The organism is Phocaeicola salanitronis DSM 18170 (assembly GCF_000190575.1).
GTDB classification, from domain to species: Bacteria; Bacteroidota; Bacteroidia; order Bacteroidales; family Bacteroidaceae; genus Phocaeicola; species Phocaeicola salanitronis.
In genome coordinates this window covers 638,772-653,968 of sequence record NC_015164.1, presented here as the reverse complement: position 1 = coordinate 653,968, position 15,197 = coordinate 638,772, and the positions used below count along the sequence as shown (strand labels likewise).

Sequence of the window (15,197 nt, the reverse complement as noted above, 5' to 3'; positions counted from 1 at the left end):
TGCAGCCGCATGCGTAGCCTGATGAAACAGGCTGCGTTTGCCGATACAGCCGTATGCATTTTTGTCAGGGTCTGGCTGACATTTTTGCAGGTGCCGGCAAGCGAGAATCCAAAGGTAATATGAACAAACATCCGAACAGGAGGAAAATAAACAATATGAACAATCAATTTACGCAACGAGTTTCTGATGTTATCCAATTCAGCAAAGAAGAAGCAAACAGGTTAAGGAACAACAGTATCCGGCCTGAACATTTGCTTTTAGGGCTGATACGTGAAGGCGAAGGGAAAGCGGTTCGTATCTTGCAGAGCCTATACGTGGATTTGCAAAAGATAAAGCAAACCTTAGAGGACGAATTGCGCTTGCAGGCGGATATGTCAGACGCTTATTCCGAAGACATTACTTTCGACAGCCAGGCTTCCAGAATATTGAAGATGAGCATATTGGAAGCCCGTGTATTAAAAAGTCCGGCTACGGATACCGAACACATGTTATTAGCGATTATGAAAGAAAACCAAAATAAAGCATCTCAAATACTTGAAGAAAACGAAGTGACCTATCAGAAGATATGGGACAAGCTTGTGCCCAAAACCGAACCCCAAAGCGGCTTGGATTTCGGCGAGGAAGAAGAGGATGAGGAAGAGGACGGTATCCGCCGCCATAATCCGGAGAACGGAAGGGCGAATTATGCCTCTGACCCCCAGCCGGCTACCCGCACCAAACAACAGAAGCCGGACAATGACACGCCGGTGCTTGACTCGTTCGGGACGGATATGACCCAAGTGGCGGCAGAAGGCAAGCTGGATCCGGTGGTAGGAAGAGAAAAGGAAATCGAGCGTCTTGCCCAAATCCTGAGCCGGCGCAAGAAGAACAATCCCATCCTGATTGGCGAACCGGGCGTCGGCAAGTCGGCTATCGTAGAGGGGCTTGCCTTGCGTATCGTAGAAAAGAAAGTGTCGCGCATCCTGTTCGACAAGCGTGTGGTGGCGCTCGACATGACTTCTATCGTGGCGGGCACGAAGTACCGCGGCCAGTTCGAGGAGCGTATCCGCGCCATCCTGAACGAGTTGAAGAAGAATCCGAACGTCATCCTGTTCATCGATGAAATCCACAACATCGTAGGGGCAGGCTCGGCGGCAGGCTCAATGGATGCAGCCAACATGCTGAAACCGGCATTGGCACGGGGCGAAATACAATGCATCGGCGCCACTACCCTTGACGAATACCGCCAGAACATAGAAAAGGACGGGGCGTTGGAACGCCGCTTCCAGAAAGTGCTGGTAGAGCCTACCACGCCGGAGGAAACCCTGCAAATCTTGCGGAACATCAAGGACAAGTACGAAGAGCACCACAATGTGACGTATACGGAAGAGGCGCTCGAGGCATGTGTCAAACTTACCGAGCGGTACATAACCGACCGTAATTTCCCGGACAAAGCCATTGACGCGCTCGATGAAGCCGGCTCGCGCGTACACCTTACTAATATAACGGTTCCGAAAGAAATGGAGGAACAGGAGAAGCTCATAGACGAGGCGCGGATGCACAAGACCGAAGCGGTGCGCCTTCAGGACTTTGAACTGGCGGCAAGCTTCCGCGACCGTGAGCGAAGGCTTGAAGAAGAACTGGAAACGATGAAAAGCCGATGGGAAGAAAGCTTGCGCGAGAACCGTGAAAAAGTGGACGAAAACCAGATAGCCGATGTCGTATCCATGATGTCGGGAGTGCCTGTCCAGCGTATGGCACAGGCAGAAGGGAGCAAATTGCTGGGAATGAAAGACGTCTTGCTCTCGAAAGTCATCGCACAAGACAAGGCGGTAGAGACGCTGGTGAAAGCTATCCAGCGGAGCCGAATCGGACTGAAAGACCCCAACAAACCGATAGGCACCTTCCTGTTCTTAGGACCGACCGGTGTGGGAAAGACCCATTTGGCAAAAGAACTGGCAAAGGAAATGTTCGGTTCGTCAGATGCGTTAATCCGCATCGACATGAGCGAATATATGGAGAAGTTTACGGTTTCCCGCCTGGTCGGAGCGCCTCCCGGATACGTGGGCTACGAAGAAGGAGGACAGCTTACAGAGAAAGTGCGGCGTAAGCCCTACTCTATCGTATTGCTGGACGAAATCGAAAAGGCCCATCCGGATGTATTCAACCTGCTGCTTCAGGTGATGGATGAAGGGCGTCTGACCGATAGCTACGGACGGACGGTAGACTTCAAGAACACCATCATCATCATGACCTCGAACATCGGCACACGCCAGTTGAAGGAATTCGGGAAAGGAATCGGCTTTGCCGCCCAGACCCGTACGGACGATAAGGAATATTCACGCGGTGTCATCACCAAGGCACTGAACAAGTCGTTTGCGCCCGAGTTTATCAACCGTCTGGATGAAATCATCACCTTCGACCAGTTGGATATCGAAGCCTTGCAAAAGATTATCGACATCGAGCTGAAAGGTCTGTACCGCCGTATGGAAACACTGGGGTACAAGCTGGTGATTGATGAAGACGCCAAACGCTTTGTCGCTTCGAAAGGCTATGATGTACAGTTCGGGGCACGGCCTCTGAAGCGGTCTGTCCAAAACAATTTGGAAGACGGGCTTGCCGAACTCCTTTTAAAAGAGACGCCACAGGCAGGTGATACCGTCCATGTATCTATGGACGAAGGCGGAAGCGCCCTGAAAATGGAAATAGTCAAGGCCTAAGCCTGCTAAAATGACAAAGAATACGGACAAAATGTCAGACGGTTCCCGTCTGGCATTTTTTTTGCCGGTATACGGAATGAAAATCAGATAATCATTAAAACTATATATGTATATGCAGAAAGGTAATATTGGGGTTACTACAGAGAACATATTCCCTATCATCAAAAAGTTCTTGTACAGCGATCATGAGATTTTCCTTCGCGAATTGGTTTCTAATGCCGTTGATGCGACACAGAAGCTGAAGACATTGGCTTCTACTGGTGATTTCAAAGGCGAATTGGGCGATTTGACTATCCAAGTGAAAGTAAATAAGGAAGAAGGGACTATTACCATATCCGATCGTGGGCTGGGGCTTACTGCTGAAGAAATAGACAAGTACATCAATCAGATAGCTTTCTCAGGAGCTAATGATTTCCTTGAGAAGTATAAGAATGACGCCAACGCCATTATCGGACATTTCGGCTTGGGATTCTATTCCGCTTTCATGGTGGCAAAGAAAGTCGAAATCGTAACCCGTTCTTATAGAGAAGACGCAAAAGCCGTTAAATGGACTTGCGACGGAAGCCCTGAGTTTACATTGGAAGACGCAGAGCGTGACGGCCGTGGCACCGACATTATCTTGCACATCGATGATGATTGCAAAGAGTTTCTGGAAGAATCCCGCATTCAGGGGTTGCTTTCGAAGTATTGCCGTTTCTTGCCCGTTCCGGTCGCTTTCGGAAAGAAGAAAGAATGGAAAGACGGCAAGCAAGTCGATACGGATGAGTACAATATCGTCAATGACACCTGCCCTATCTGGACCAAGAAGCCAAGCGAATTGAAAGACGAAGATTACAAGAAGTTCTATCGTGACTTGTATCCGATGTCGGACGAACCGTTGTTTTGGATTCACCTGAATGTAGACTATCCGTTCAACCTGACGGGTGTGCTTTATTTCCCGAAAATCAAGAGCAACATCGAACTGCAACGGAACAAGATTCAGTTGTATTGCAACCAGGTATATGTGACCGATTCAGTAGAAGGCATCGTGCCCGACTTCCTGACGTTGTTGCATGGGGTTATCGACTCTCCGGATATTCCGCTGAACGTATCCCGTTCGTATTTGCAGAGTGATTCGAACGTGAAGAAAATCTCTACCTATATCACCAAGAAAGTGGCAGACCGCCTGCAATCTATCTTCAAGAACGACCGCAAAGAGTTTGAAGAGAAATGGGATGACCTGAAAATCTTCATCAATTACGGCATGCTGACACAAGAAGACTTCTATGATAAAGCCAATAAGTTTGCCCTTTTAAAAGACACGGAAGGCAAATATTATACTTTCGAAGAATATCAGGCCTTGATAAAAGACAATCAGACCGATAAGGACGGCAATCTGATTTACCTGTACGCCAACAATACCGATGAACAATATACATACATCGATGCAGCCAAGAACAAGGGGTACAACGTACTGCTGCTGGACGGACAACTGGATGTGCCTATGGTGAACATGTTGGAACAGAAGTTCGAGAAGAGTCGTTTCACGCGTGTGGATGCCGATGTAATCGACCGTTTGATTACAAAAGACGAGCAGAAAGGCGAAGAGCTTCCCGAAAGCAAACGAGAGGTATTGACTGCGGTATTCAATGGGCAGATGCCTAAGCTGCAAAAGACTGAATTTCATGTAGAGGCACAGCCGATGGGCGAAACAGGCGCTCCGATTGTCATTACGCAATCCGAATACATGCGCCGTATGAAGGAAATGGCGAATATCCAGCCGGGCATGAGTTTCTATGGCGAAATGCCGGATATGTTCAACCTGGTATTGAATAGCGACCATAAGCTTATCAAGCAAGTGTTGGACGATGCAGAATCGGCTTGTTCAGAGAAACTGGTTCCAGTAGAAGGAGAAATCGCTACCTTGAAAATGCGTGAAAGCGAATTGCACAAGGCGCACGAAGGCAAGAAGGACGAAGAAATCCCGACCGCTGAAAAAGATGAGCTGAAGGACATAGACAAAAAGCTGGACGAAAAGAAACAGGAAAAGACGGATATCATCAATTCGTATGCAACCGGTAATAAGATCGTTCATCAACTTATCGACCTGGCACTGTTGCAAAACGGCATGTTGAAAGGTGAAGCATTGACCAACTTTGTAAAACGAAGCATTGAATTGATTTAATATTTAATAGCTATTCAGATAAGAGTCACGAAAGGACATCAGGAAACAAAGTTTTCTCATTCTTTGTCTTCTTGATGTCCTTTTTTACGCTTATATTATAAAAAAAGGCTGATTTCTTCTGTAGGAATCTTTTTTTGTTTATCTTTGGATATCTCTAATCAATGATAACAAATACATGAACAAAATCGTTTCCATCCTTTTATGCCTCTGCGTCCTTTTCGCATTGCCGCTAAAGGCTCAGAAAGTGGGGCTTGTGCTGAGCGGCGGAGGCGCGAAAGGAATTACCCATATCGGCATCATACGGGCATTGGAGGAAAATAATATTCCGATTGATTATGTAGCAGGAACTTCCATGGGAGCTATTGTAGGCGCGCTTTACGCCATGGGATATTCGCCGGATGATATGGAAAGATTAATAAAGTCGGACGACTTTAAACGTTGGTATACAGGGAATATCGAAGAACAATACATATATTATTTCAAAAAGAATCCGCCTACTCCCGAATTTGTGAATGTCAGGGTGTCTCTGAAGAATCCATTGCAAAAGGTAAAAGCTCAGTTTTTACCTTCGAGTGTAGTCGACCCGCTACAAATGAACTTTGCTTTCTTACAACTGTTCGGGCAGGCTACAGCTTCTTGCCATAACGATTTTGACCGTTTGTTCATCCCGTTCCGCTGTGTGGCGTCAGATGTATACAACAAGCGTCCGATTATTTTCCGCAAAGGTGATTTAGGTGATGCCGTCCGTGCATCGATGAGTTTTCCCGCCATGTTCAAACCGATTGAAATCGATTCCGTATTGGTTTATGACGGAGGCATTTACAATAATTTCCCTACCAATGTAATGATGCAAGACTTTCATCCGGATATTATGATAGGAAGTGCCGTCAGCTCCAACCCCGGTAAGCCCAAAGATGACGACATCATGGGGCAATTGGAAAATATGATTATGCAAAAAACCGATTATTCCATGCCTGATTCATTGGGAATTCTGATGACATTCAAATATACAGACGTAAATCTGATGGATTTCAACCGGTATGATGAGCTGCATGACATCGGTTATAACCGCACCATCCAATTGATGGATACGATAAAGATGCGTATTTCAAGGCGTGTCAATTACAGGCAATTGGAAAAGGAGCGCATTGCTTATAAAAGCCGGATGCCTGAATTCAGATTCCGCAAAATAGAAATCGAAGGAGCGAATGAACAACAGAAACGTTATATCCGAAAAGAATTTCATTCATCGGAAGACGAAATATTTAGTTTTGAAGATTTCCGAAGCGGGTATTTCCGTTTGATGTCAGACAATATGATATCCGAAATCATTCCGCATGCCGTATATAATGCGTCTGACCATACTTTTGACCTGCATCTGAAAGTAAAGCTGGAAGATGATCTTTCGTTGCGTGTCGGAGGAAATGTCAGTTCGAATGGAGCAAACCAGATTTATATTGGAGCAACCTATCAGAACTTGAACAATTATTCCAAAGAAGTGTCATTAGACGGACAATTAGGGCAAATATACAATAATCTGCAACTTTCCGGACGGATTGATTTGCCTACCCACATACCGACTTCTATCAGATTAATAGGTTCGCTATCTTCATTCGACTATTATAAACAGGAAAAGCTATTTACGAAAGGCAATTCACCGGTATTCAGCAAAAAGAAAGAAAAATTTGTTAAGGTATTGCTTTCGCTTCCTTTCCTCAATCGGCAAAAAGCCGAATTCAGCATAGGTGTCGGGGATTTGCAAGATGAATATTTCCAGACAAACGTTATCGATTTTAATAACGACCAGAGCGATTGCAGTCATTATACAATTTTCGGTGGCTCTGTCGCATTGGAAGGAAACACCTTGGATAGCCGGCAATATGCGACCGCAGGACGAAAAGAGCGTTTAGTCGCAAATATTTATACAGGACAAGAACGCTTCGAAGCAGGTTCAAGCGTCGATCCGTATGACGGCGAGTATAAATACCAGCAGTCGTGGCTGCAATTATCATACGAAATGGAGCGCTATTTTCCATTATCCTCGAAATTTGTTTTAGGAAATTACATTCGCGCCTATTATTCTTCACGAAATTTCAGCCACAATTATACCGCGACAATGATGCAGGCGGGGGAATTTTCGCCTACGGCACATAGTAAGATTTCATACAATGAAGCTTTTCGTGCCAATCAATTCATCGGTGCAGGCTTGATGCCCATTTATCAGTTTACGCCAGTTTTTCATGCACGCCTGGAATTGTATGGTTTTGCCCCTATCTTCCCTATTCTGCGTGATGATAAATCCCAAGCACATTATGGGAAATTATTCAGCAGAATAGAATATCTGGGAGAATTGTCATTGGTCGTCAAGCTTCCATTCGGAGCGATCGGTGCATACGTAAATCATTATAGTTCACCGAAAAATAATTGGAATTTCGGATTGACATTGGGTTGGCAGATATTTAATTCACGGTTTATTGAATAAAAAAGAGAAAAAAATCCGTCAAAAATTTGCATATTACCCAAGAAGTACCTACCTTTGCACCCGTCAAACGAAAAGAGAAGGCCGCGTAGCTCAACTGAATAGAGTAGCTGACTACGGATCAGCCGGTTACAGGTTTGAATCCTGTCGCGGTCACTCTTCGATGTTAGAAAGGAAAGAGGGTCGCGTAGCTCAACTGAATAGAGTAGCTGACTACGGATCAGCCGGTTACAGGTTTGAATCCTGTCGCGATCACTCCGAAAAACAAATGTTGGCCGCGTAGCTCAACTGAATAGAGTAGCTGACTACGGATCAGCCGGTTACAGGTTTGAATCCTGTCGCGGTCACAAAAGAGCCTCTCTCTCAAGAGGCTTTTTTCGTATCCCCTTCACAGATACATCGTAAGCATTCGATAAACTACAGTCATTAAATATCTATATAATGATAGCGACTGTTACTATTGGATTCATAGTGACAGTCGCTATAGTTTTGTTGAACCTGTATGTTGACGTTGTGGTTAGTTGGCGGATTCTACAGTTTGTTTGGTCAACAGGCTCTCCGGATGTTGCAGTTTCCATTTGTGCGGAAGAAGGTTAAGCAGTTCCTCATCAGCGGACTTCTTATGATACGGCATTTGGGCAATGATATCCTTCAGGTAATCCCTTGGGTTCACATCGTGTGCCTTGCAGGTGGCCAGCAGGGAACAGATTACAGACATGTTAACGGCAGCCTCGTGATTACCGCAGAAGAGATAGTTCTTGCGCCCCAAAGCAATTGGCCGGATGGCATTTTCCGCCAGGTTGTTGTCCAAAAGCAGGCGTCCGTCCTCCAGGCATCTCATCATGTTGTCCCATCGGGTATAGGCATACGAGACAGCTTTGCCGATTAGCGATTGGGGACTGTATTTGATGCCTTCCGTTTCCATCCACGTCTTCATGGCCTCCATGATTGGGCGTGTCAGTTCCCGGCGTTTCGCTTTGCGTCCGTCGAACGACAAGCCCGCCTTATCGCAGCAGTGCTCAATCCTGTACATGTACTGTATCTGGGCCAGCCCATATTCGGCTTCCTTTTTGTTTTCACCCAAGGCATGCTCAAAATCACGGCGGATATGCGCCATGCAATTGACCAGCCGCACGTCGGGGTTGGTCTTGAAGGCTGTCTCATAGCCTGCAAAACCGTCGCATTGAAGGTATCCTTTGAAGCGGTATTGGCTTGCCAGTGATTCGATGACTGATCCGGCCCGGGATCCCATGTCATAATGGAAGATGACCAGTTTTTCCATGACAGACCTGACCATCCAGAGGTATTCCTTTTCCGCCTTGTGCTTTCCTCTGTTGATGACCGGGATGGTGGTCTCGTCCGCCTGCACATAGTCGCAAGAGAAGACCTCTTTCTTAAGCGACTCATACAGGGGCTTCAGCAGTTCTACCGTCTTCTTGAACCATCCGTCCAGCGTGCTTTCCGTAAGGCCTTTCAGCCCGAGATGCCTGTATTGCCGTATCTGACGGTAGAACGGGACGTGGTATTCATACTTCTGAAGCAGTATCTCGGCAAGCAGGCTGGTATCAGCGATGCACTTGTCAACAGGCATCAGCGGCATGGGGGCAATCTCCACTCCTTTCTGTCCAGCCGGAGGAAGCATGGTGCTGTCCTTGAGTGCATATTTGGGACGGATGATTTCCTTGACGTAAAGCATGCCCGGCTTGTGTTTGACGACTTTTGTTATCTCTTCGCCTATTCTACGGTATAAAGACAGGTCAACACCTGTCGGTTCTATTGTCTCGGTCTCCAGTACGGGTAAGTCCTCTATCATTTTTCGGTTCTGACGATTCTGCTTCCGTACTTCCGCCGATTCCTTTTCAATCTTCCCAACGGCTTCGTCGCGCTTTTCTTCCGCCTGATGTTGGAGTCCGGCAAACTCGTCTGCAAAAAGATCGGGGATATTAGGGTCATATGCGCGAAGCTTCTCCGATTTACGCCCAAAGAGCTGACGGTTCAGCCATGCGACCTGAGCCGTCAGCTCCTTGATGCGCGCCTGCAGTTTTTCATTCTGCTCAGCCTGTTTTTTATTAGTGGCAGACAATGAAGCAATAGAGGCATTCAGCCCTTCTATCGTCTTGAGTAATATAGCTTTTTCATCCATTGCCTGTCTCTTTTTTACTGATGTAAAGATACTAATTATTAATGGATTATACAATAATACCAGCACTTTTTTCAATAAAAGACATGTCATACATGGTACTCCTTACGCTCTGCCCTGAGCCGCCGGAGCCTCTGCCCCGGGCTTTCCTGAATGCCCTCGACCATCATTACCAGGTCACGCCATTCCATGGGATAACTGTCTGATTCCGGGTCGTATTCCGGCAGTTTGAAGCGTCCGGCCTCCAGCCGTTTGACGTACATCACCATGCCGCCGTCTTCCGCATGAAGCAGCTTCATAAGCCTGCGGTTGGAGCCGATGAAGATGAAGACATCGCCGTTCTTCACCTCACTTTTCATCTTTTCATGCACCACCCCGCACAGCGAACTGATGCCCTTGCGCATGTCCGTCCTGCCGGGACACAGGAAGTAGCGCATCGTGTCGTTCAAGTTAAACATGGCCCTCCTGCAGACTTTGGTTCAACACTTCCATCAACAGCTTCTCTGAGCCGCTTCCAAAGTGGGCACGGAGCCCGTTGGGAAACAACAAGGACACGCCGTAAGGAGCCTGTTCATCCAAGGACAATTCTGCTGTTGGCCGTTTGATATTGATCGGAGCCAGCTCTTGTTTGATACTGTCTTTCTCGGCAGAGTATTTCTTTTGCCAATAGTGATAGGTGGAATAACTCACTCCTATCTGTCGTAGGTACGACTTCAATGACAGGCCGCTTTGTTGCACCTGCATTTCTAATTCTTCAAATCCAGTTCTGTTCATTGCTATTCGGTTTGATTGTTATGTGGGGCAAAATTACAATCAAACTATAGGGCATGCAATGTGTATTTCTTAGAATGCTTACGATACATCAAGACCCCACCCGAAAAATGCAAAGACGATGTGCACCACAGAGGGCACAGAGGAAAAAGTTTAAAGCCTCTGTGGTGAGATGTCGATTCATTTTGTACATATACTTATGCCATCAAATGTAGAGACGATGTGCACATCGTCTCTACGGAAACAGCGCAGGAGATGCAGGCACTGGCAGTATATGTTCCTTTAAAATTTCTATATCACGATGGTATAAAGAAGCCGGCGCGCATCCCTGCGAACCGGCTTCCAAAGATTACTAATTTAAGTAAAATGTGTGGGGACGCTTCCCCATTATCTATTGATAGAGATATAAAAATGTTTCTTATAAGCAAAAGTATTATTGTCCTGGATTGGGGTCACGAACACAGCGGATAGGGCCGGCGACTGATTTGACATAATACATCGGAAATTCGAATTCAAAAATATGAAATAATCTTGCACTATTATGAATATGTAAAATATTTACCCGGTTATCACTGTCTGTAGTAGCATTATGGTAATTCCCGCAACTTCCAACTCTTATGCCATATCCATCGCCTACACGAGTTCCTTGATTAGGAAAATAAGTGTAACCATTCCCGTTTTCCCCTTTCCAACTTTGCATATAAATATAAGTACCCCACCAAGATGAATTCCAACCTGGTGCCGGATAATTATTGACCTCATCCCAATTCGTGGGATTAAGTCCTGTTTTAGTAAATCCTAACCATAACTCGCCAGGTGCTGTTCTCCAGCCATAGGGACAAGGGTCAAAAATCGTTTTTGAAGATCCATAATTATCATATATATGTACATTCCTTTGTGAGTTAATCGTGTATTTTTCCATGCTACCATCATCTGCGGGCGGTAATCCTCCCCATAGTTTGTCATCGTGTTTGTGATTCCAATCCCCTTCCGCAACATAATTTAAAATATTTTCTACATACTGTTCTCCTTTCATAACTTCTTTTGTTCCACATATAAAAACAGTGGGATGCTGAATCGCATAATATACAGGGTCACTCAAGTTTAACATATAAGTTCCTGATATTGAATGAAAAAGCTGGGTCGAGTCTACAGCCGAAGTCATCCCCACAACTTGTTCATTGGAATTATCATAATATTCTCCTACATTTTGAACCGTATAGTTTCCAGGATTTCCTTTTAATACAGGAGGAAATGGGTCTTTCCGTCCCCATTGATATAACATCCCAAAAGGTTTTGTGTCTTGACCGTTTTCCGGCTCATTAGCCAATGCCCCTAAGTTGCAAGACATGACTTCCAATCCGGAAGTTCGAGGTCGGTCAGGATAAATCCCATTACTATCCCACACATAAGTTGTATACCTGACGGCATTGCTTAAATTGGCAGGGTCATGGTCTGTTACCCAAATATGCCATGACCAAATAATCTCATCGTCCTTGTTGTAAGCAGCTATTAATGCGTTACCTTCTGTATTCGTTTTAACATAGATTTTTTGTGTCTCTGAATTATACCAAACAAGGTCTCCATTAGAGTTGTCACCAATAGCATCCTTTGACTGCCAGATAATCTCCACTTTGTCAATGACTTTTTTCCCTGTTTCGTCATTTACATCCAGATAATCTTTGAAGTTGTAACCTCCCCCTTTTTCTTCACGATAATAAGGCTCGAACGAAAGCAGATTGCCTGGTACTACGACAAAACAATTAGAGGAAGGTATATGCACATCTTGATCCCAGGTTATGTTAATGGTTACATTATAAATACAATTCCGTTTAATATTGAAATCTGTTAATACATTTCCTCCAGGATAAACGACATAATTGGGGTGTGTATTATCTCCGGTAACCGGATCTTTTCTGTCTACTTCAACGGTCAATCGAAGGGCTTTTGCCGGAGCATTTCCTTCATTTTTTCCTGAGTTATTATCTTCTTCTATGATTCCTTGCATATTTTCCGCAACATATACTATATGTTCTTCTTCACCATTTAAATCGAAAGTCGTTGTGTTCCAGTAATAATATCCGTTTTGATAGTCTGTTTTATCATCACCTTCTCCTGTCCGTGCAGTCACTTTGCTGGCTTTAGGGATTCGGCTGATAGCTATAGAACGCAATGTCATATAATCAATGTTTATATTTGCTTTTACACACAATTTGGCAAACATACGGGTGACGGGAATAGTAACTTCATTCGTTGCCGTTCCACTTTCTTCATTAATTATTACATTGTCTTTATATCCTGTCATCGGAATGGAAAGGCTTTGTCCTTCATTCGTAAATTGGGGTTCTAAATTATATAATTCTTGGGCTTCTAAATTTGCACGAGAACTAACATCTGTTTCGTCGGTTATCCAGTTCGGTTGGTTGGTATTTGCCACTATATAAACGGTAGACGTGATGTTGGGCTTCAGCCACACTTGAAGGTTATCCAGTTCCGACTGATTAGCAATAGTATAATAACGAGGATAGATAAGCAGATTATGATTCTCTGTTGCATCAAATTGAAATACCCAAATATCATGGATAGCTCTTTCCGCCTCTGTATCTTCTTCCGGTGCTCTTGAATCAGATTGTACATCAACTTCAAAACTATTAACAGCCAATTTGAGAGATGCCAATGTCAATTCCCCTTCTTCAAAATTAGAAGAAGTTTCTTTATCTGCTGCCAATTTTTCTTCGGAACAGCTTCCTAACAGAATATTTGCACATAATATTGCAGAAAGAAATACAAGATACCTCATAAACATTAGAAAATAAAATCATTATTAAAAACATTTTCCCAATCATTCACTTCAACCGCCAAATTTCCTTTGGGGTCTATCGTTACATTGAAACGGTAAAGGTGGTTGCGGGTAATATCAAAAGATGTATTCTCAATATCTGTTTGATCATCCGCAAAGTGAATGACAAAATCTTTCTCATCCGTTTCTGTTTGAATATCAAAGCGAAGTTCGATATAAGCGGCATTGTCCTCGTCCGATGTATTGTCATACTCTGGGACATAAGCTATCCATGTTTCTTTTTTATTGTCTGATTGGGTTCGTAAAAAAGGGATAGTCTTATTGATTGAACCCTCTTCGTTCTGGTCTCCAATCAAATGCAAAATGTGCCCGTTCTGTGGATATGCACCATTCATAGGAGCACAATAACCTTTTGAATTATAGCCGTGAAGGGTAACATCGCTAAAAGACACCTCTTCCGTGTCCAACTCGTCTTCTTTGTCGAGTATTACCTCCACTTTCGCCATGGCACGAAGCAATGGGATAGATTCTTTTAAAGTGATGGTTCCGCCATACTGAACCGGTACATCCTCGTATTCGTTGACACCATAGAAAGGGATAAGGTTCTCTTCGCCCAGTTCAAAAGACTTTAAAATCTCGAATTGTGCCCAATCCGCATTGCAAATCGTTTTAAGTGCGCTTCCTGCTTCAGGTTCTTCGTAATTTTCCCAATTCGCCAAAACAACAATCTTGAAATCCATTGCATTATTTGATGCATGTCGGAGGACATCCTCCGGCACTTCCCCTTCCACACTATACAACGTGTATTCAGTCGCTTCGGTCATTACGGTCTTGGTTGGAATAAACCGGGTAATATAGTTGTTGTTTGTATCGAAGAAATAGATCCGGTAACTGTTTACATCGTTGAAATTGATGTAGTTTTCATACTTGCTGCCTGCTTCAAAACCGGATGTCGTGCGTGTCGTACGGGCAGATGCGTCCATAGGCAAGGAAAGCTGCAACTGGAGTTTTATGCTCCTTTCCTTGCCACTGCCGTCTGCCTCCATTTCGCCCGTACAGGCAAAGCAGACGAACGCCAGCAAACATGCACCTATATAGAGAAACCATCTTTTCATATCCGTACGTTAAAATTCGATTACCATTCCATTCAGCCGGACTACCCAGCCGTTTACCACAATTTGTGTCTTCAGCCATTCCCCACGGTCATCTAAGAAGAATATCAACGACCATTCACTTTCACGGTCCAGAAACTCCTGTTCGCCCATTTCGCTGTATGCGTCGCTTTTCAACAGCAACAGGTAATCAATCAGCGGAATGTCTATGATATTTTCCCCGTCGGATGCACGCCGGATGGACAAGCGGGGACGATGGCTTTCCTCTTTTACCAGCCTTGAGGTGGAAAACTCGGCGTATGCCACCGTCACCTCTCCTTCATTCTCGCCTACAGACTGGCATCCTTGCGACCAAGGCGAATAAGTAACCGTTCCGTTGGCTGTCAGATTGTTGCTGTTGTCAAACAACGTGTTGTCATCGGTCACGGCGAAGGTAAAGTCTTCATCCGACAAAGGTTTGCCATTGACCTGCTGAAGCACCACACGGAGGTTGTTGGTGTTTTTCATCAGGCGGAGCGTGACCTCTTTATAGGCGTTCTCCTCTACCTTGCCTTCTGCCGTCCCATAATAAAAATCGTGCAACTTTTGGGCGGACGTAAGGTTATCGTGCACCATTTCGACCGACAATTCCGACCAGTGCGTTCCCGGCTTCGGTTCTTGCCCCACCGCAAAAGAATGGGCTTGGCAAGCCAACCCGCCATAGGCAATGAAACGGTAATCCCCCTCATCCAAGTCAATCTGCATACGATAATCTTCACGGCTCAGCACATCGCTGGTTTCCGTACAAGTGGTGACGTGTTTCCCCTCGCTGTCGAACACATAAAGGGTTATACAATCTACCTTTGCCGGAAAGGCATTGGCGTATTCCATGTTGTAATCGTAGACAAAATGCAGGGAAACGCCAGTAGGGCAAGGCTGCAAGTCATCGTCATAGACCGTATCACATGAGGATGACGCGAAGGTTACCAATGCGGCCAGCAATGCCGCACCTGCAACCGGGATTATACTCCGTTTCATTGGTTACTCGTTTTT

Annotated in this window: 9 protein-coding genes and 3 tRNA genes; 6 read left to right on the top strand and 6 right to left on the bottom strand. The window is 45.1% G+C overall.

The genetic code is table 11. The features are described 5' to 3' along the window. Positions 1 to 155 precede the first annotated feature (155 nt). The 6 genes from BACSA_RS03085 (at position 156) to BACSA_RS03060 (ending at position 7,689) form a co-directional block, all read left to right on the top strand. Positions 156 to 2,699, top strand: coding sequence for an ATP-dependent Clp protease ATP-binding subunit (locus tag BACSA_RS03085; RefSeq protein ID WP_013616661.1), 2,544 nt, complete (start codon positions 156 to 158; stop codon positions 2,697 to 2,699). Between the two features lie 112 nt (positions 2,700 to 2,811). Then, positions 2,812 to 4,863 carry a molecular chaperone HtpG gene (gene htpG / locus BACSA_RS03080; protein WP_013616660.1) on the top strand — a complete coding sequence of 684 codons (2,052 nt, stop codon included), beginning with the start codon at positions 2,812 to 2,814 and terminating at the stop codon, positions 4,861 to 4,863. A 175-nt stretch (positions 4,864 to 5,038) separates the two neighbouring features. Further along, positions 5,039 to 7,345, top strand: coding sequence for a patatin-like phospholipase family protein (locus BACSA_RS03075; protein WP_013616659.1), 2,307 nt, complete (start codon positions 5,039 to 5,041; stop codon positions 7,343 to 7,345). Positions 7,346 to 7,424: 79 nt separating this feature from the next. Next, positions 7,425 to 7,498, top strand: a tRNA-Arg gene (locus BACSA_RS03070). Between the two features lie 25 nt (positions 7,499 to 7,523). Beyond that, a tRNA-Arg gene (locus BACSA_RS03065) sits at positions 7,524 to 7,597 on the top strand. A gap of 18 nt (positions 7,598 to 7,615) precedes the next feature. Then, a tRNA-Arg gene (locus BACSA_RS03060) sits at positions 7,616 to 7,689 on the top strand. A gap of 170 nt (positions 7,690 to 7,859) precedes the next feature. Here BACSA_RS03060 and tnpC read toward each other — a convergent pair. The 6 genes from tnpC to BACSA_RS03030 form a co-directional block, all read right to left on the bottom strand. Further along, positions 7,860 to 9,485, bottom strand: a complete 1,626-nt coding sequence (tnpC, locus tag BACSA_RS03055) for an IS66 family transposase (RefSeq protein WP_013616132.1) — start codon at positions 9,483 to 9,485, stop codon at positions 7,860 to 7,862. A gap of 86 nt (positions 9,486 to 9,571) precedes the next feature. Continuing rightward, positions 9,572 to 9,940, bottom strand: coding sequence for an IS66 family insertion sequence element accessory protein TnpB (tnpB, locus tag BACSA_RS03050; protein ID WP_013616133.1), 369 nt, complete (start codon positions 9,938 to 9,940; stop codon positions 9,572 to 9,574). Beyond that, complete coding sequence (gene tnpA, locus BACSA_RS03045) at positions 9,933 to 10,256, bottom strand: IS66 family insertion sequence element accessory protein TnpA (RefSeq protein WP_013616134.1); 324 nt, start codon at positions 10,254 to 10,256, stop codon at positions 9,933 to 9,935. Before tnpA ends, tnpB begins: the two co-directional genes overlap by 8 nt. Before the next feature lie 430 nt (positions 10,257 to 10,686). Then, positions 10,687 to 13,053, bottom strand: a complete 2,367-nt coding sequence (locus tag BACSA_RS03040) for a DUF4906 domain-containing protein (RefSeq protein WP_065757455.1) — start codon at positions 13,051 to 13,053, stop codon at positions 10,687 to 10,689. Positions 13,054 to 13,058: 5 nt separating this feature from the next. Beyond that, the gene (locus BACSA_RS03035) at positions 13,059 to 14,168 is read right to left on the bottom strand and encodes a FimB/Mfa2 family fimbrial subunit (RefSeq protein ID WP_013616657.1); all 1,110 of its coding nucleotides are present in this window, start codon (positions 14,166 to 14,168) and stop codon (positions 13,059 to 13,061) included. Positions 14,169 to 14,177: 9 nt separating this feature from the next. Next, on the bottom strand, positions 14,178 to 15,182 hold the full coding sequence (locus BACSA_RS03030; protein ID WP_013616656.1) for a FimB/Mfa2 family fimbrial subunit: 1,005 nt from the start codon (positions 15,180 to 15,182) through the stop codon (positions 14,178 to 14,180). Between the last annotated feature and the right edge of the window lie 15 nt (positions 15,183 to 15,197).